This window comes from Rhizobium sp. Rhizsp42, from assembly GCF_047304155.1.
GTDB lineage: Bacteria > Pseudomonadota > Alphaproteobacteria > Rhizobiales > Rhizobiaceae > Rhizobium.
Window position 1 is genome coordinate 37,815 of record NZ_JBGLYS010000004.1, and the last position, 18,065, is coordinate 55,879.

The following is an 18,065-nucleotide window of genomic DNA, read 5'->3' on the forward strand; positions in this document are numbered from 1 at the left end:
AGAGGGCGCTGTGTCAAGGGCGTCTGGACGTGATGTCTCACGCGAAAGTCGGAGCGCTGCGAGGTTGGATTGGCTGAATTTCTGGTTGCGTTTGGAGGCGGCTTGCAATGGGTCATTCGCGTTCTTAAGCTGCCGCGATTTCATCCGTTCCCCGCCAGCTCAGCAGTGATTCTCATGACGAAACAGACCTTTGTTGACCTAGATCGCCACTTCGTGCAGCTAGACGACGAGTTCTTGGGAAATGTTGATGAGTGGATCTACGCTGGCCCAGGGGTAGGCTGGGAGAGCCTGATCGAAGAACGTCGTGCCATAGTCTTGGCTGAGGCAGGCGCTGGCAAAACTCAAGAGATCAAGGCGACTGTACGGAAGCTGCGGGGCGCAGGGAAAGCCGCCTTCTTCCTACGTCTTGAAGAGCTTTATGAAGGTGTGACACGGGCTTCCTTCGACGGGTCTGACACAGGCTCTCTTCGAGACTTGGAGATATGGCTGAGCGGTACCGATTTCGGCTGGTTCATGTTGGATTCGGTAGACGAGGCACGACTTGGGAGCTCAAAGAATTTCGAACGGGCAATCAAGCATCTTTCCGGAAAGCTCGGGGACGCCGCCCAACGGGCCAACATCGTCATCACTAGCCGCGCGAGCGAATGGCGACCTGAGAGCGATCTGAGGCTGGTGAATAGTTTCCTTCCGTATTCTGAAGCGGAAGAAGAGGCATCGACCGCCAACGATGACAATTTGGAGCGAATCTTTGATGCGGTGACCGATGCCGTGGATGGCGGTGAGAAGCGGACCGGAGCAAAAGTCTATTCGCTCTTGCCTTTGGATGAGCCGCGCATTCGACAGCTGGCTGGTCATTTCGGTGTCAACGATGTGAATGCGTTTTACGACGCGGTTCAGCGAGCTGACGCCGTCGGCTTTGCGAGCAGACCCAAGGATCTTGAAGACTTGGCCGAATATTGGCTTCAGAACGGGGCAATCGGCGGGCGACTGGAGCTGGTCCAAAACGACATTGCATTAAAGCTGAGAGAGCGCGACCAAGACCGAGCGCAGGCACGACCCCTGGCGGTCGAACAGGCTCGGGTCGGAGTCAAGGTACTTGCAGCCTCATCCTTGCTACTCCGCGATCAGCAATTTCGCGTGCCCGAGACTGATAGCGATCTTGAAGGGATCGATGTCGCCGCGATCTTGAGCAATTGGAACGAGGTTGATTGCCAGACCCTGCTATCGCGTCCGATTTTCGATGAAGCCATCTATGGACGCGTTCGGTTCCATCATCGGTCCGTCAGGGAATACCTGGCGGCACTATGGATTCTAGAAATGCTGGAACGAGGAAACTCCCGGCGACGAGTCGAGCAGCTATTCTTCGCGACCCAGTATGGCATCGAGCTTATCATTCCGGCGATGCGTCCACTGCTGCCGTGGATCGCGCTCAAGGATGAGCCAATCCGCAACAAGCTTGCTATCATCGCGCCGGAGGTCCTCACAGAGGGCGGTGACCCGAGCGCATTCCCGCCCGCTTTTCGCGAAGCGCTTATCAGGGACATCTGCTCAAAGGGAAGTGGTGAAGGGCAAGGTCGATTACTGGATGCTGCCGCCGTCAAAAGGATGGCAACCAGCGAGCTGGGATCAGTAATAAGCGAACTGCTCACGACATACCATGACAACGGGGTCGTTCGCATGACTTTGCTTCGTATGGCATGGCAAGGTAGGATGAAGGAGTGCCTTGAGCAGGCTAGAGCGATTGCGTTGGAGGCCTCGCTTGACGGTACCACTCGTAGCGCCGCAATTCAGGTCGTTGCCACGACGGCCGAGCCTCAGGAGCTATCAAGGTTTCGCGATGACTTGCTGGGATCGCTAGGTGAGCGGGATATCATTGCATTCGGCGAGTGCCTTCGCAGCCTTGGCGCGATACTGGACACGAAAGTGGCGGTCGACATGGCGTCGAAGCTGCTGGGGCCGGACAGAATTGGATTTCAATTGCTTAAGGGTCGCTTTGTCGCGTTTGTAACGGAGTTGCCACTGGCTGAATGCCGAACGGTGATCGATGAGATCTCCGTGAAATTGCGCGAGGGTCCCTTTGGAGAGGGTGGGCACTACCGTATTTCGGATAAAGCCTACTGGCTTCTGCCGGTCGTCGCTAGAGCGTGCGAAAGGCTTGTTGCTGCGAGGGACCCCTTTGCGCTCACGCCAAACGCTCTGGATGTCATATCACTCATCGAAAAATCGGCGGCATATGATCTCAGCTCGCTAAAAACGGACCTTGAACACACGGTTAAGCCCTGGGTGGATCTGAACGATCATCTGTTCTGGCGTGAGATTTCTAATGAACGAGCCAAGGGGCGTACTGTCAGAGACTGGTGGGAGGTGAGTGGCTTTCCATCGTTTTGGGAGTTTTCTAGCGCCGACTTTCCGCGCATCGTTAAGGAGATCGCCCAAAAACAGGGCGATGATAGGTTCGTCGCCCTTTCAGTTGCTGTGAAGATCGTTCCGGCGGATGGGTGGGAAAAAGGCGTCATCGCAATCCGCGAAGCGATAGGCGACAATCCAGAGCTGACGGCACGCCTCGAAGAGTTGTCAAACCCGAATCCAACTCCGGAAATGCTCGAGCATGAGCGCCGACGGCTTCAGCACGAGAAAGAGATGGAGCGGCACGAGGTTGAGCGAGAGAGCCGACATGCGGAGTGGAAGGTCGAGCTGTCACAAAACCTTAGCTGGCTGGCTGCCGTCTCCCCTGATGGCATAACACGCGCTCAGAGTTATATGCTAGAAGCCCTCCGAGATCTTGACTTTGATCGAAATCGTCACGCGCACCCTAACTGGCAGGGGTTGGTGCCGAGCCACGGTGTCGAAGTCGTCCAGGCATTCAAGGCAGGAGCCCAGCGATACTGGCGACATTATATTCCACAGCTCCGCTCTGAAGGTCTCGCGAATATGAACTCCGTGCCGCGTCAGGTCTCACTAGGCCTGACCGGCTTAGAGTTCGAGGCCCAGGAAGCAGGATGGCTCGACAATCTGTCATCTGAAGACGCCAGGCTTGCTGCACGATATGCCCTTTGGGAGATGAATGGCTTCTCAGACTGGCTTGGCGCGTTGAGCGAGAAATTCCGCAGCGAAGTTGTCGAGGTCCTGTTCACGGAAATCGCATGGGAGTTTACTCAAGACGGGCCTGGTGGCTACGTGATTTCTGACCTGGTATGGCATGGCGACCAGCTCCGATCTTTGGTTAGCCATCGCCTCCTCGCACTTTTAAATGAACAGGAGCCTCGGTCCGCAGGGGTTCTGAGGGGAGCGTTGAAAATCGTCTCGGCGGACGAGACGGTCAGCGATGCCGAGCTCGCGACTTTGGCGGAGAGAAAAGTCAGAGACAACGGCGTGGCTGGCAACAAGCCCCTTTGGATGGGGCTTTGGATATCCGTTCAAGCGCCGGAAGCGATCAGCTTTATGGACAGCTGCCTGCGGGCCTTGGGAGAGGAAGAAGCCAAGCGTTTCGCCATGGCTGTCAGCTCGGCTTTCATGTCGGACGATCACGATTGGGTTTCAAGGCGGGAGAATTTCAAAACCCCTTCGTCACTGAAACGGCTTTTTGAAATATTCGGCCGCCACATCAAACGCCCCGAGGATACCAAGCGCTTCGATCGTCGAACCTCCTCGCCAGAGGGTCGGAACTACGCGCAGCGAGAGCGGGATGCCATTCTGACCATGCTTGGGGAGATCGAAGGTAAAGAAGCGTTCGTCGCTTTGATGGAGCTGGCCGATACCCATTCTGACCTAAACCTCCGTCCGTATATCCGACGTGCGGCCATTGCGCGTGCAGAAGCGGACGCCAATCTAAAGCCTTGGAGCGCCGCCGACTTTCATGCGTTCGGAAAGGACCTTGATCGGAAACCTGGAAGTCCGCGCGAATTGTTCGACCTCGTCTGCAATCGGCTGCTGGACTTCAAACAGGATTTGGAGGAGGCTGACGACAGCATCGCCAGCATAATCCACAAGGCGACAGAGGAGACGGAGCAAAGAAACTTCTTCGGGAAGCTCTTTCGAGACCGCGCCAACGGCCGATATTTCGCGCCAAATGAAGAAGAGCTTGCCGATGCGAAGCGGCCTGACCTCAGGATACACGCACCTGGCGTCCAAGGCCCAGTCCCCATCGAGTTTAAGGTGGCTGACAAGTGGACCGGGTCTAAACTATTCGAACGGCTGCAGAACCAGTTGGTCAACGACTACCTGCGCGACGCCCGGTCATCTCACGGCGTTTTCCTGATGTCCAATCGTGGCGTGGAGCGAGGGAATTGGGTGCATCCGCTCACCGGCGCAAGCCTGACATTCGACGAGCTTTGCTCGTCGCTGCAGGAGTTCGTGGACGACTACATTGCGAAGCGCCCCGATGTCGACGGCATCAAGGTCATCGGGATCGACCTCACGAAACGGCTTCGGGAACGCCGCCCCGATCCAGCGCCGCGCGCCAAGCGGAAGATTTCCCAAAAAAACGACAAGACACCCCCGGCCTGAACTGATTTTCGCCGCATTGTTCGTGGGGTGAGACAAACTCTGCATGGGCCGGTTATTATCCAAAATCCCGAAAAATTACTTTTCGAGATTTTGGATAATTTTCGGGAATTTCGACGTGCGTTCGACAGAACTTAATAGCCATTAGGTGCGGCGTGAGTTTGAGATGCAATCGTCATCCGTCAATAGCACCAGGGTATGGATTGCAAATTGGGTCTGACCGATAGGTATTGCGGTTGCAGCGGTCACGACAGGAGCCGCCGGTGGCATAGCGTCACCGCCCCACATAGCAAGTACATGGAGGTGACCTATGACGGTCAATGCACTATACAAGACGAGCGCAACCGCCCAAGGCGGCGGACGCGACGGCCATACCGCGCTGTTCGACGGCACCCTCGAATTCGACCTCGTGATTCCGAAGGAACTCGGCGGTCCCGGCGGTGATGGCGCGAATCCCGAAAAGCTCTTCGCACTCGGCTACTCCGCATGCTTCCTCGGAGCGCTCCGTGTTGGCGCACAGCAGCTGAAAACGAAGGTGCCCGAGGGCTCGACGGTCTCCGCAACAATCGGGATGGGGCCGCGTTCCGAGGGTGGTTTCGGAATTACTGCTGCGCTCGACGTTTATTTGCCGGGCATGGCTGAAGCTGACGCCCATAAATTGGTCGATGCCACGCACAACATCTGCCCGTATTCGAATAGCATTAAGGCAACTGTCGACGTGGCCTTTACGATCAGGACCTGATCCCCGGGAACCGGCTCTTCTGTCAGAAGGGCCGGTTCTCATCTCCAGTTGCTCGTCTGTCGCGGCTTATTGCCCCTTGATTTCGGAAACACTCTTCCCCACCCATTTGGGGATCGGTACGAAGGTAGGCGAGCGATATGTTATTCCGACGAGATCATTTGAGCCTAGGGCTCGTCCTCCCAGCACAGGACCGGATCAAATCTGACTTCGAGTTTGATAGCCAGCTCGCCCTAGCCGGAAATGCCGATGAGGCGGGCTTTACCGCGCTGTGGGTTAGGGACGTGCCATTGAACGGTCGCGATTATCCCGACCCAATCGGACATTCCGATCCGTGGGTTCTTCTCGGAGCGCTGGCAGCCACTACCTCAAGGATCCAGTTGGCCACGGGGGCGATTGTCCTGCCACTTCGTCATCCATTGCACATTGCGAAATCGGCGCTCTCCATCCAGGCCCTATCAGGCGGTCGGTTTACGCTGGGGCTCGGATCTGGCGACCGTCCAAAGGAATACGAGGTTTTCGGCAAGAGCATCGAGCAGCGCAAGACGCTGTACCGAGATCATTGGGATCAGGTGGCTGCCGTACTGGGTAGCGCAAAGGCAGTGCTGGATGCCAACGGTGATCCAAGGCACGATTTTGAAGTCAGGCCTCGTCCTACTCCTGAGGTGCCAATGCTGTCGGTTGGGTCATCCTCTCAATCGCTGGAGTGGATCGCTCGGCACTCGATTGGTTGGATGACCTACTATCGTAGTCTGGACGTCCAGAAAGATCGAATTGCGCTGTGGCACGCCGCTGTTAGTAAGAGCGCAGCGGACTTCCGAGGTTTTGGACAATCCATGGCGCTTGAACTGGCGGACGATCCTTCTGCGAGACCCGAGCCTATTACCCTCGGCATGAGAACCGGGCGTTATGGCCTCGTCGATGCACTACATGCGATGAAAGAGGCCGGTGTTCACCATCTGGCGCTCAACCTGACAACGGCTAAACGATTGCCTGCTGATGTGATCGATGAGATCGCCTCTGAGGTGATACCCATTATATGACGTGACGCACTTCACGTCAAATGTTTCGTCTTGACTACCAGTGAGAGCCAGGAGCTCATCGCTCGAATTTTAGGCTTCCGTGACTGGAACGTGTTGGCCGCAAGGATTAACGAAGCGGCAAATCTGCCTGTCTCTGCTATGAGAGAAAGTGCCCCGACTCTCTATGAAGCAGGCATCCCCCTGATTCCTATGCGAGATCTTGTATTGTTCCCGCATATGATCTCCCGCATTTTCGTGGCACGCGATAAATCTCGCCAAGCTGTGGAGCGCGCAATTAGCAGCGGTCAGCCTATCCTCATTGTCGCCCAGAGACATGGCAAAGATGATTATCCCGACACACTCGAAGCCCTTCATTCGGTCGGCGTCATGGCGAGCGTGATAGACCGCCAAACCCAGGTGGATGGCACACTCAAGGTGACTGTGCGGGGACTGAAGCGGACAAGGCTTATTCGTTTGTTCGATGGCGAGTGCTTGGCGGCGGAGATTGCGCCGATAGAAGAGCAGCGTGGCCAATCGAAGGAGGCGGCTGCACTTTCGAGTGCCGTTCTTGATCGCTACCAGGCCTACGCCGAAGTTGATTACTCCGCGCTTCCGTTGGGCTCCAAAGCCCGTTTTAGCCTACCTTCTATCGGCGACTCAAGTCTTCTAGCCGATACAGTTGCCCCGTTGCTAACGAACAGCATCGAAGTGAAGCAGCAAATATTGGAAGCTAGTGACGTGGTAACGCGTCTCGAAGGCCTAGTCGAGTTGATGAGAGCTGGTCGGCCGAAAGCTGTTGCCTAAACTCCAATTTGGCGGCTGTCTCCGGATTGTGTCCTGCGACAGCCGCCATGTGCTTTTTTGAGCGTTCGGGCCATGGCTGCATCGGCCCATTGCGCACATGGAGTGTCAACTCCCAGCTGCAGTCATACAGCGGGTGTTGGGCACCGCCATCTTATAAAGCTACGACGCCCATAATTGCTATGGAGAGGTCGTCAGCACCTTCCAAGCCAGTGGCCCATCCGGGGATCATAATAAGCTCCACCAAAGGGCCCGGTTGTGATCACCCGTCTGAAGGCAGCTCGCGTTTGCAGTCACACATCAAAATAAAGCCCTAAAGCTACCCATAGCTGTCCGAAGTCGAGGGGAGGGAACGTTTGTGAAATCGTTGATGCTGACGATTGCTATTTTGGCAACTGGCGGTGTTGCCAATGCGGACGAGGTTCCCTTTTTCGGCAGGTCGAACGTCCCGGATTACGTCGCCACAATGGTCGGGCATGAGACGTACTCCAAGGCTCCCGACACCTTTCGCACCGTTAAGCAGCACGATGGTTGGACGTTTGTCGAGGAAAAGCGTGGCGATTCCACAAAGTCGATTTATGCAAATTTCTTCAAGAACGTCACCTCGAGGGCCGGTCGGGAACATGGCAACGAGATAATTTGGTTCGGGGTGCGCTTTGTCGAACCAAAGGACGACTATTCGGGAATCAAAGCAGTCATTGCGTCAAAAGATGAAGAGGCGGTAGCGGGCGAGAAATGCAAGTGGCTGGAACTGAAGCGCGGCGCGCCGCAAGAACGAAAATACGGCCCGATTTGGATGAGCTGCATCACCGAAGATGGAATCGAGGTCGCGAACAAGGTCTTGTTCAGCGACAAAAAGCTTATGTCGGAAATGCGACTGACAGAACTGAAACGCATGCCTGTAGCCGAAGCCGACGTGCTCCCACCCAAGGCGCTGTTCGATGTAAATTTCTGGCTCAAGCCTTTCGCGAACTATCCTGACCACGTGGTTGGCGAAGCCGATTTCGAGGCGAAGCAGGTTGGTGACCGGTCCGAGGTCAGGCTACTGCGGCATTATCCATGGTATTTGCGCGAGCGTCGCGGCAACGACGGCAGTCTGCAGCTGACAATCTGGAACACTCAGGAAAACCAGGGGCTGTACTATTCGTCGTCGAAGACCGAGCGCCGACTCGACTTTCGTCGCGAGCGTCTCGATCCAAAGCGGCCTTGGAATCGATTCGACATGGCTACCGGCAAGGTCAATCTCGGCCGCACCGATACATACCTTGGGCAAGCATGCACTTGGTTTGATCTCATGCCGAATGTAGCCGACGCCGGTCGATCGCAGTGCCTGACATCAGACGGCATCCCACTCAAGGACATCCACACATCGGGCTGGGGCGCTGGTGAAAGTTTTGAGACGAATAGTCTCACCCGCCGGGCGGTCGATATGCAGGAGATAAGACCGAAACAGCAATATTTGGACCCTATGCGCTGGGGCTTCCCCGTCAGCAATGACCGGTAGGTTTGAGGGACCTTTGTTTTGCCGTTCAGACCGGTCCGTTGAAAACCGCTACTTGCGCAAACCCGCCATTAAGATTGACACTGCCGAAGTTAGAACATAAAGAGAACATAGGTTGTGCGCACGGATTCAGCGTCATGTTTGCCTTGAGTTCTGCACGCTGAATTGGTGCGCGTGATGTCGTCGCAGGAAGAACCGAATAATGGCATCCGACGTTGAAAGTGTAGCGGTCAGGCCGTACGCTCAATTCTCGAAGAGCTAGTGTGAAACCGAAAGTTGATCTTCTCTGCGTTGCCCGAATCGCGTTAGCGTCGCGAAAACGAGCATTCCAGGGGAGCAGAAATGCTTAGTATGGGATTGGATCATGAAGCAGGCGCGACATCAGCGCCATCTAAAACAGTGGTGAAGCGGTCGGGATACGTCCCGCCTCAGCACGTGACCCCGATTCCGCTTGGCGAGCTCATGGAATACGCTGGCCGTCCAATATTGAAAGAGCAGGAGGGCCTGTTCAAGAAGCCAGAAGAGCGCGATCCTATGATCTTCTACTCCGGCGATCTCGGCCTCCTTAAGTTCAAGTCGATCTCCGTCATCGGCGCACGATCTGCTTCGACTGAAGCGTTGATGCGCGCGTCGCGCGTTGCAAGGGAGCTGGCAAACGCGGGCGTCGTCGTGACCAGCGGCCTTGCAAAGGGTATTGATACGGCCGCCCACACCGCCGCAATAAAGGCTGGCGGCCGCACGGTGTCGGTCATAGGCACGCCCTTGGCGAGCGTGTATCCAGCCGAGAACGCTGCGTTGCAATGCGAGATCTATGAGAACCATCTTCTGGTCTCTCATCTCCATCCGGGTCAGCGGACGTTCCAATCCGACTTTCCCAAACGGAATCGCCTCATGGCGGCGCTGTCCGACGGCAGCGTAATCGTCGAGGCATCGGACACCTCCGGAACGCTCCATCAGGCATCCGAATGCATTCGACTCGGCCGCTGGCTGTTCATCATGAAGTCCGTGATGGACAACAAGGACCTGTCGTGGCCTGAGCGGTTTCGAAATGAGCCGAAAACCGTGGTCCTTACGAGCGTGAACGACATCCTCGACCGGATCGGGTAAATGCTCGTCCATTTCATCAGTGCCTACTATTCGGAGCGGGCAAACAAGCATATCAAAAAACGTCCCCCTGAGTATTGGGAAGCGTACATGTTCGTCTGGGCCGTTAAATTCGGCACTTACAAGAACAAGTTCCTGATACAGATGAAGAACAGGACGGTTAAGGTCACCGCCGACAATATTGGCGTCGCACGGGAGATGTTCGGCCGATTCATAGCCTACTGTCTCAACAAAGATGACAGTGAGGTCGAGGACGACGTGCTACTCATCCCGGTGCCGTCTAAGGACGCGCTCAAGAACACAGACACCTACAGATCGTTAGAAATGCTTGAAGAGGCTATGGACGGCCGGGACTTCGAGGATCGCGTCACCGACGGCGTGCGCTGGACGAAGAAATTGGCTAAATCCCATGAAGGTGGGCATCACAACAGAGGATACTGGAAGCCGCATCTCGAAGTGATCGCCGATGTCGACGGCAAGGACGTCGTTCTCATCGATGACGTCCTCTCCACTGGGGGAACCCTGCTGGCGGCGATGGAGGTGCTCGAGGAGGCAGGAGCAAATGTGCTGTTCGCTGTCGTCTGCGGCAAGACTGTGTACGACTGCCAACTCAAGCCATACGGTCGCCAGGAGCTCGAACTGGTAAACGAAATCCACGAATATGAAGGCGAGTGAGCATGGGCATGCTCGAACTACTCGCAAAGCCGGAATACATAGCCGTTCTCGCGGTGCTCATCGGTGCCTGATCGGCTAGGTGATCGTGGGACTAGCGTGAAAGATGTCTGGGGGCGCTCACAGCCTTTGGCGGCAAGAACTCCGATGTACGCTTTTCGTGTCGAGTGTTCAGCCGACAGTCGGCTAGCGGCCACGAGCTTGCCGTCCCACTTCCCATCTTCCTCTTGGCGAATAAACGTGCTGCCCGATCCCGTAAAGTCTTCGATCAAGTACACGCTGTCGAAACATGCACCACAACGAAGTTTGTCGCGCAGCGTCTTGCAAGCTTTCCCACTCGGCGTTGTCCACCGTCAGCGTGGCAATAACGTGTTCTTGGTTGACCTTCCCAACGGTTGCCCGCAGAAAAACGTCCATTCGGCTTCCATCACCTATTCCGACGAGGAGGGTTGCACGAGGCTGCATTTTGAAGCACGCCATCCCCTCTTTTGCGCTCTATATCAATCGAGACGCCGGGTGCCCGTTCCGGCGTCTCCTTAAGCTTCCCGATGAATCAGCTTGCACGAAGAAGCGCCACGTTTCCATACGAGACAGGCCCGTCACCACGGCTCGCAGAAACTTGGAAGCCTTGGATAAGCGATACGAGGTCGCCCGTGTCCGCCGCCAATGCGGTAGCTGATGCCGTTGTCTCTTCCGCCATTGCCGCGTTCTGCTGAGTAGCACTGTCCAGCTGGTTCATTGCAGACGAGATCGAACGAAGGGTCAGGTTCTGCTCTTGGGCGCTGTGAGCGATCTTAGAAACGGTGCTGTCAGCGCTCTTGATCTGCGCCGATATCCTCTTGAGCGCGTCACCAGTCTTGGCGACGAGATCGACACCTTGAGCTACCTGCGTAGATGAGTTCGAAATCTGTGCCTTGATTTCCTTGGCGGCCGCTGCTGAACGTTGCGCAAGCTCGCGAACTTCTTGGGCGACGACCGCGAAACCTTTACCGCTTTCCCCGGCACGCGCAGCCTCCACACCCGCGTTGAGCGCGAGCAGGTTGGTCTGGAAAGCGATCTCATCGATGACGCCGATAATAGTGTTGATCTCGGCGGCTGATTTCTCAATGGCACCCATAGCAACAATTGCCCGTTCAACGATGGTATCGCTGTCGCTTGCCTCCTTGCTGACCGTCTTGACTTGGCCAGCTGCCTCGTAGGCTCCCTCGGCAGTCTGGCGAACAGCGACCGTCAGCTCGTCCAGTGCAGCTGAGGTCTCCTCAAGGTTAGCCGCCTGTCGCTCGGTTCGCTGTGCAAGCTCGGCTGATGCAAGCCGGATTTCGTCCTTGCTGATCTCAATGTCCTTGCTCTTCAGGCTGACGCGGGTCATGGCTTCGTCCAGTTGAGCCAGGGCTGCGTTGAAGCTATCGCGCAATGCTACGTACTTGGGACCCAAATCCGCACATCTCACCGTGAGGTCGCCGCTCGCAAGCTGCTGCAGTGACCTTCCGATCGTCGCGACGACATTGGCTTGCACTTCAGCCTCATCGCGTTGCCGATCGAAATTCTTCTGGCGCTCCGCGTTAAGCGCTGCCTCCTGCTCACCCTGCAGCTGCCTCATCGCCTGGCGCTCGCGGACCTTCTCCTGGAGGGAAAGGGTGGCTTTTGCCATTTGACCGACTTCATTTTTCAAGGTGGTGTGAGGAATCGCTATGGAAACATCCTCGTCGGCTACAGCTTGGAGTGCACGATGAATTGCAGACAGCGGATTGGCGATACTGCGGACAACCCAGAAAGAAGCACCCACTCCGATGACGAGGACCACCACGCCGATCGCGATAGCGTTCCAGACCTCACGCATCACCGTAGCATGGAGATCGTCAAGATAAGCCCCGGTTCCGACTACTACCTGCCACGGAGCGAACTCCGCTGAGTAGGCGGCTTTTGGAAACTGCTGGCTATCGGGGCGACCCGGCTGCGGCCAATCGTACTTGGTCCATCCACCGCCGTTCCGTGCTTTCCGCACAATTTCAAGAAGGAACTTGTTCCCTTTGTCGTCGGTGAGAGCCGCGAAGTTTTTGCCCAGGCCCTTTCGATCGGGATAGATTACGCGTGTGGCTTCATAGTCATAGCCGAAAAAGTAGCCGTCAGGCTTGAAACGCATGTCATCTACGACATCGAACGCTGCCTTCATGGCGTCTTCGCGGGTCATCTCCCCGGCAATTTCCTTGTCATGAAAACGCTTCAAGACTGAAATCGCGGACTCGGTTTGCGTCCGCAGCATGTCATACCGTTCGTTGTAGATAGCCGTCGACGAGCTGTGGATCTGGAGGTACACAGCGAGCGTGAAAGCCGCGAACAGACCGCCAATCAATATTATCAACTGAGACGAGATTTTGAGATTTTTCATGGGGTAACCTTAGCGGAAACATACGCGATGCAACGTTCTGCAGCCGCACGCGTATTCCTTGGCAAATTGTTTGAGGGCGCTTCATGCGCTTTGGCGGTAGGGGTCCGCGATTAATATGTTGATGGTAGATCTATTAAAGATTAGCTAAAGCAGCGTTAACTAATGCCGCGATGCTTATAGCACCTTCGTATGAGTGTTACTCTGCCGAAAAACTGCCAGAGAGTGGGGGCCTTTTGTCTGGAGCCCCACAATGAACTTGCTATTCGACTTCACCATTCTCCACGTCCTGATCAGCCTGATCGCATTGATTTCGGGGGGTGCACTCGCGGCTGCGTTCGCCAAGGGCGATGACCCACGCGGTACCCGGTTAACTTTTCTTTGGTCTACTGCTGCCAACCTTCTGACGGGCTTCCTTTTTCCTTTCCATGAGGTCACACCAGCGATTGTTGTAGGCGTCATCAACACCGCTATCTTGATTGGGACGATCATTGCCTACCGGAAAGGTGGCGCGCGCGGGTTGTGGCCGGTGACCTACAAAATTGGCGCTCTCACGCTTCTGTACTTCAATTGTCTCGTGCTGATCGCGCAGAGCTTTCAGAAGGTCCCGGTCCTCCATGCGGTAGCCCCGGTCGGTAACGAGCTGCCCGTCATCGTTTCCCAAGGCGTGCTCTTCGTAGTTGCGCTTTTGGTCGGGTACGCGGGTCTTCGCGGCTCACGACGTCAGTTTCCCTGAAGTCTCATCCCACTGATCATTTCCATTGAAAGAAAATCACATGCTCACACTGCATAAAAAGGTGGCGTTCGTTACAGGCGGGAGCCGAGGCATTGGTGCCGCGATCGCGAAACGGTTGGCCGCTGATGGTGCGTCTGTTGCGATAACTTATGTAAATGGGAAGTCCGCCGCCGACGCGGTCGTCGCTGCGATACAGGCGGATGGTGGCAAGGCATTGGCGGTCAAGGCCGATGGTGCGGATACCGATCAAGTCGAAAAAGCCATCGCTCGAACTGTTTCGGAGTTTGGCCCGATCGACATCCTCGTCAACAATGCCGGTATTTTCCCGACCGGTCTGATCGGCGATACCGCCGATTCGGAATTCGACCGCGCATTCGCCGTCAACGTGAGGTCTGGCTTCGCCGCATCGCGTGCCGCACTCAAGTCGATGCCGGACGGGGGCCGTATCATCTTCATCGGTAGCACGCTCGCGCTACGCATCCATGCACCTGGGTTGAGCGTCTACTCAGCCTCCAAGGGAGCCGTCACCGTGATGGCGCAAGCCCTGGCTCGCGAACTGGGTCCGCGACGGATCACTGTGAATACAGTTCACCCGGGTTCCACCGACACAGACATGAATCCCGCCGATGGTCCTTTCGCCTGGGCGCAGGTGGATCTGATGTCGAACCCGGTCGGGTTTGCCAAGGCGGATGAAGTCGCAAACGTGGTTGGCTACCTTGCTTCGCCCAATGCTCGGTCGGTAACCGGTGCAGCCTGGACGATCGACAACGGTGCTACCGTTTGAGAAAGCAGCGACCGCATCCCTCGGCGACGGGGTGCGGTCCTATCTACGGCGTGATATGTTGAGAGTCCCCAGCGTTTTTAAAAGAGGGCAGCAATTGACCGAACGAAAGATTCCGCTGAGAATCTCCAATGCCGGGATGCAGGACGACGCGCACATTATTACGGTTGAAACGGAGGATCAGACTCCGTTCATGGAATTTGCCAAGCGTTGGCACGTCGAAGCCCGGCGGGTGTCTCCCGCCATTCTGTCGCTGTTCTTCCCGGCCCATGACCGCGAACTCCTTGCCCGCTTTGAGCTTGAGTTTCCAACGACTCCGAAGTGAGATGGCAGACGACTAAGCCAGCGCGGCCATACTTTGCTTTACGGCAATGGCCAAGGCATCGAGCTCATCATCCAAAACGCCACGAGTTCGCAATCCCTCCGCCGTCTGGAAGAGGTAGTCGGCCGAGGTCCCAAGGAAACCGGAGGCAGTTGCTAGTCTGGAGATAACGACTTCGCGTTCCAGGTTGCCCGCGTAGTTTGGACTCTCGTGATCGATAGTGAAGGCAATGGCGCTGCCGAACGGCTTGCCGTCAGCGTCCGCAATCTCTATCCAGCGGGGAGCGTAAGCGCCCGTAATCATCTCTCTCTTCCAGAGAACGGCCAGTTCGGTTTCAAGGTCTTTTTCAGCGACGCGGAAAGCGACACCGGAACACGATCCGCCCCGGTCGAGACCAAGTACGAGACCCGGCGCTTCAACGGTGCCTCTACCGGCGGATACGGAGAGGCAGAAGGAGCGGTGCCAGTTGTCGATAATCGCAACACGGCTTTCCTCGAACTTGAAGGTCGGGTTCCAGATCAATGATCCATATGCAAATACCCAGACGTCGCCAGCCGGGCGAGCAGCTAGCGTAGCGGCAATGCTTTCGGCTCTCTCTTCGTCCGTCCATAGCACAACAGTAGGAGCGTCGCGGGCTATTTCCGCTCCCCAGGACCCCGCCTCCAGTTGCTCTCTCGTGAGACCGATGTTTTTTTCCATTGCACAGCTATCAGCTTGAGGAACGGGAAGGACGATGTCTGCCGCTAGGACGTCGGAGCCGACTTATGGCTTCTTCGACTCAAGACACTCAGTTCACGCCAGCGGCGGCCGTCACGCTCAAGCAGATCGTTCGCCGATTTAGGACCCATGGTTCCGGGTTCATAGGTGTCAGGCCTTCCTCCTTTGGCCCAGAGGTCAAGGAAGGGTTGAACCACAGCCCAACCGGCTTCGATCCCATCTGCGCGTTGAAAAAGCGTCTGATCGCCTACGAACAGTTCGTAGAGCAAAGACTCGTATCCCGTCATCTTACCGATGTCGAATTGGTCGGCGTAGCGGAAGTCTAGGGAGACGGGTACCGTTTCAACTGACAAGCCAGGCGACTTTATGGACATTTCCATGCTGAGCCCTTCGTCGGGCTGAACCTGGATACGGAGCCGGTTTGGCGGCAAGTTCCGGTGGACATCTGTCTCACGAAACTGGGCGAACGGAACCTGCCGAAAGGTAACGACGATCTCGGTATCTCGTGCGGCCATCGCCTTGCCGGTCCGGAGGTAAAACGGAACTCCTGCCCAGCGCCAAGTATCAGCATATAGCTTCAGAGCAACAAAGGTTTCCGTATTCGACAGGTCAGACACGTCCTTTGTGTCGAGGTATGCGGCGATTGGGTTGCCGCTCAATGATCCTGCGCTGTACGCGCCGCGTGCGGAATGTACCGCAGCTTCGTCGGAATTGTAAATGCGGATCGCTTTGAGGAGCTTACTCTTCTCATTGCGTATGGCCTCAGCATCGAAACTATTCGGCGGTTCCATGGCGACCATGGCTAAAAGCTGAAACAGGTGGTTCGGGACCATGTCCCTTAAAGCGCCCGTCGCATCGTAGAACTTGCCTCGTGTACCAACGTCAACAACCTCTGCGGCGGTTATCTGAACATTGTCGATGTAGTTGCTGTTCCACAACGCCTCGATCATCATGTTGGCAAATCTTGCCGTCATAATGTTTTGAACCGTTTCCTTTCCAAGGAAATGGTCGAGACGATAGACTTGGCTTTCGGCAACGTGACTGAGTATCTGGTTGTTCAGCGCTTGCGCCGACGCCAAATCTGTTCCGAAGGGCTTTTCGATCGCAATCCTGCGAAAATTGCCGTCGGTTTCTGTGATTAGACCATGCTGGCTGAGCTTCTCTACAATCACCCCAAAAAACTGCGGCGGGACAGCCAGATAGAAAGCAGCATTTCCAGTCCCGCTAAGCGTCAGGTCACGTGCAATCTCTTCGAACACGGTATCCTTGGTGAAGTCACCGGAGACATAGGAGATCCGCTGCCGCAGCCTGAGCCACGCCTGATCGGTCGCTAGGGATTCTCGGCCATCCAAGGACTGCAGGAACTCATGAAGCTTGGATGTAAGAATCTCGCTATCGCCGGGTTCTATCCCAACGCCTATAATTCGCAGATCGTCTCCGACCAAGCCGCTCCGGGACAAATTAATAAGCGCTGGCAGCAACAATCTGCGGGTCAGATCGCCCGTAGCACCGAATATGACCAGAGTGACAGGAGGGGCGGGTATTGCATCCAAAATAGTATCTCCTAAACCTCGAAAATGCTTACAAGGACAGAGAGGCAGGATCAATATAAACTTCAAAATATGAAGCTAAGTTATTGTGATATGCCGCGTTTGGCGGTACAACGCTCATGCGATTGGACCTGCACTCAGGTCTCACACCGACATCAGCCCTGATGTCCTAAAACCCAAAAATCCGGAGTAACATTATGCAACTTGGCATGGTCGGCTTGGGCCGAATGGGCAGCTTTATGGTCCAGCGCCTTCTGCGCGACGAGCACGAATGCGTTGTCTATGACGCTAATAAACAAAACATCGATGAGCTTATCGCGCTCGGAGCTAAAGGCAGCTCTTCACTCCAGGACTTCGTATCGAAGCTCGCTCGCCCTCGGGCGATCTGGCTGATGCTTCCAGCGGCAATCACAGACAATGTCATCCAGGAACTGCTCCCGCTGTTGTCAACCGGCGACGTCATCATCGACGGGGGAAACTCGCATTATCACGATGATATCCGCCGTGGCGCTGATCTGATCAGCAAGGGGATCCATTATGTCGACGTTGGAACCAGTGGTGGGGTCTTTGGTCTCGACCGTGGGTACTGCCTGATGATTGGCGGCGAGAAATCAATCGTCGAAAGTCTTTACCCTCTGTTCGCGACGTTAGCACCTGGCGCGGGATCGACACAGCAATCACCTAACCGCGTGGCGGCTACTTCTGTGGTGAGCACTGCTGAACAAGGGTTTCTCCACTGCGGGACTCATGGTGCTGGACACTTCGTCAAGATGGTTCACAACGGTATCGAATATGGCCTGATGGCGGCCTATGCCGAAGGGCTTAACATACTTCAAAACGCCAACATTGGTGCGGGTACCCACGAGATTGACGCAGAGACCGCGCCGCTGTCGCATCCTGAGCACTATCAGTACGGCCTCAACTTGCCGGAAATCGCCGAAGTTTGGCGTCGAGGCAGCGTGATTACTTCATGGCTGCTCGATTTGACAGCGGATGCGCTCCACGCTGATCCCGGTTTGGCCAAGTATGCAGGTCGCGTGTCAGACTCTGGCGAAGGCAGATGGACGATCATGGCGGCCATCGACGAGAGTGTGCCAACACCGGTCCTGAGCGCTGCTCTGTATGGCCGCTTCGCCTCGCGCGATAACGACGAGTTCGCCAACAAAGTTCTTTCAGCGATGCGGGCCGGTTTTGGCGGTCACGTGGAGAAGACAAACAGCTGACAAAAGGG

14 protein-coding genes are annotated in these 18,065 nt (G+C 55.9%); 11 read left to right on the forward strand and 3 right to left on the reverse strand.

Going from position 1 to position 18,065, the window contains the following annotated elements:
- The first annotated feature begins 69 nt into the window (after positions 1 to 69).
- The 7 genes from ACCD05_RS06085 to ACCD05_RS06115 all read left to right on the forward strand — a co-directional run bounded on the left by ACCD05_RS06085 (position 70) and on the right by ACCD05_RS06115 (position 10,345).
- Entirely contained in the window at positions 70 to 4,506 is a 4,437-nt protein-coding gene (locus ACCD05_RS06085; RefSeq protein ID WP_413391731.1) for a hypothetical protein, read from the forward strand.
- A 307-nt stretch (positions 4,507 to 4,813) separates the two neighbouring features.
- Positions 4,814 to 5,245 carry an organic hydroperoxide resistance protein gene (locus ACCD05_RS06090; RefSeq protein ID WP_413391733.1) on the forward strand — a complete coding sequence of 144 codons (432 nt, stop codon included), beginning with the start codon at positions 4,814 to 4,816 and terminating at the stop codon, positions 5,243 to 5,245.
- Between the two features lie 137 nt (positions 5,246 to 5,382).
- Positions 5,383 to 6,285, forward strand: a complete 903-nt coding sequence (locus ACCD05_RS06095) for a TIGR03571 family LLM class oxidoreductase (protein ID WP_413391735.1) — start codon at positions 5,383 to 5,385, stop codon at positions 6,283 to 6,285.
- A gap of 30 nt (positions 6,286 to 6,315) precedes the next feature.
- On the forward strand, positions 6,316 to 7,068 hold the full coding sequence (locus ACCD05_RS06100) for an LON peptidase substrate-binding domain-containing protein (RefSeq protein WP_413391737.1): 753 nt from the start codon (positions 6,316 to 6,318) through the stop codon (positions 7,066 to 7,068).
- A 367-nt stretch (positions 7,069 to 7,435) separates the two neighbouring features.
- Complete coding sequence (locus ACCD05_RS06105; RefSeq protein ID WP_413391739.1) at positions 7,436 to 8,569, forward strand: hypothetical protein; 1,134 nt, start codon at positions 7,436 to 7,438, stop codon at positions 8,567 to 8,569.
- 339 nt (positions 8,570 to 8,908) lie between these two features.
- The gene (locus tag ACCD05_RS06110) at positions 8,909 to 9,673 is read left to right on the forward strand and encodes a DNA-processing protein DprA (protein ID WP_413391741.1); all 765 of its coding nucleotides are present in this window, start codon (positions 8,909 to 8,911) and stop codon (positions 9,671 to 9,673) included.
- The gene (locus tag ACCD05_RS06115; protein ID WP_413391743.1) at positions 9,674 to 10,345 is read left to right on the forward strand and encodes a phosphoribosyltransferase; all 672 of its coding nucleotides are present in this window, start codon (positions 9,674 to 9,676) and stop codon (positions 10,343 to 10,345) included.
- A gap of 550 nt (positions 10,346 to 10,895) precedes the next feature.
- Here the strand turns inward: ACCD05_RS06115 and ACCD05_RS06120 are convergent.
- Positions 10,896 to 12,731: a methyl-accepting chemotaxis protein gene (locus tag ACCD05_RS06120; RefSeq protein ID WP_413391744.1), complete on the reverse strand. Its 1,836-nt coding sequence runs from the start codon at positions 12,729 to 12,731 to the stop codon at positions 10,896 to 10,898.
- Between the two features lie 250 nt (positions 12,732 to 12,981).
- On the opposite strand from ACCD05_RS06120, the gene ACCD05_RS06125 reads away from it, so the two are divergent.
- The 3 genes from ACCD05_RS06125 to ACCD05_RS06135 all read left to right on the forward strand — a co-directional run bounded on the left by ACCD05_RS06125 (position 12,982) and on the right by ACCD05_RS06135 (position 14,570).
- A complete protein-coding gene (locus ACCD05_RS06125) occupies positions 12,982 to 13,464 on the forward strand; it encodes a hypothetical protein (protein WP_413391746.1) in 483 nt (160 codons plus the stop codon).
- A gap of 40 nt (positions 13,465 to 13,504) precedes the next feature.
- Positions 13,505 to 14,248 carry an SDR family NAD(P)-dependent oxidoreductase gene (locus ACCD05_RS06130; RefSeq protein ID WP_413391748.1) on the forward strand — a complete coding sequence of 248 codons (744 nt, stop codon included), beginning with the start codon at positions 13,505 to 13,507 and terminating at the stop codon, positions 14,246 to 14,248.
- A 94-nt stretch (positions 14,249 to 14,342) separates the two neighbouring features.
- Entirely contained in the window at positions 14,343 to 14,570 is a 228-nt protein-coding gene (locus ACCD05_RS06135) for a hypothetical protein (protein ID WP_413391750.1), read from the forward strand.
- A 12-nt stretch (positions 14,571 to 14,582) separates the two neighbouring features.
- On the opposite strand, the gene ACCD05_RS06140 is transcribed toward ACCD05_RS06135, so the two are convergent.
- Entirely contained in the window at positions 14,583 to 15,266 is a 684-nt protein-coding gene (locus ACCD05_RS06140; protein ID WP_413391752.1) for a gamma-glutamylcyclotransferase, read from the reverse strand.
- A gap of 44 nt (positions 15,267 to 15,310) precedes the next feature.
- Positions 15,311 to 16,837 (reverse strand): glucose-6-phosphate dehydrogenase, encoded by a 1,527-nt coding sequence (gene zwf / locus ACCD05_RS06145; protein ID WP_413391754.1) that lies wholly within the window; start codon positions 16,835 to 16,837, stop codon positions 15,311 to 15,313.
- Between the two features lie 194 nt (positions 16,838 to 17,031).
- Between zwf and gnd the strand changes: the two genes are divergently transcribed.
- Complete coding sequence (gene gnd, locus ACCD05_RS06150) at positions 17,032 to 18,057, forward strand: phosphogluconate dehydrogenase (NAD(+)-dependent, decarboxylating) (RefSeq protein ID WP_413391756.1); 1,026 nt, start codon at positions 17,032 to 17,034, stop codon at positions 18,055 to 18,057.
- The last annotated feature ends 8 nt before the right edge of the window (positions 18,058 to 18,065 follow it).

Bases quoted from the DNA above. Each gene is read 5' to 3' on its own strand.
- ACCD05_RS06140 (WP_413391752.1), bottom strand. From the start codon at position 15,266: ATGGAAAAAAACATCGGTCTCACGAGAGAGCAACTGGAGGCGGGGTCC.
- ACCD05_RS06130 (WP_413391748.1), top strand. From the start codon at position 13,505: ATGCTCACACTGCATAAAAAGGTGGCGTTCGTTACAGGCGGGAGCCGA.
- gnd (WP_413391756.1), top strand. From the start codon at position 17,032: ATGCAACTTGGCATGGTCGGCTTGGGCCGAATGGGCAGCTTTATGGTC.
- ACCD05_RS06095 (WP_413391735.1), top strand. From the start codon at position 5,383: ATGTTATTCCGACGAGATCATTTGAGCCTAGGGCTCGTCCTCCCAGCA.
- ACCD05_RS06110 (WP_413391741.1), top strand. From the start codon at position 8,909: ATGCTTAGTATGGGATTGGATCATGAAGCAGGCGCGACATCAGCGCCA.
- ACCD05_RS06090 (WP_413391733.1), top strand. From the start codon at position 4,814: ATGACGGTCAATGCACTATACAAGACGAGCGCAACCGCCCAAGGCGGC.
- ACCD05_RS06105 (WP_413391739.1), top strand. From the start codon at position 7,436: ATGCTGACGATTGCTATTTTGGCAACTGGCGGTGTTGCCAATGCGGAC.
- ACCD05_RS06120 (WP_413391744.1), bottom strand. From the start codon at position 12,731: ATGAAAAATCTCAAAATCTCGTCTCAGTTGATAATATTGATTGGCGGT.
- ACCD05_RS06115 (WP_413391743.1), top strand. From the start codon at position 9,674: ATGCTCGTCCATTTCATCAGTGCCTACTATTCGGAGCGGGCAAACAAG.
- ACCD05_RS06125 (WP_413391746.1), top strand. From the start codon at position 12,982: ATGAACTTGCTATTCGACTTCACCATTCTCCACGTCCTGATCAGCCTG.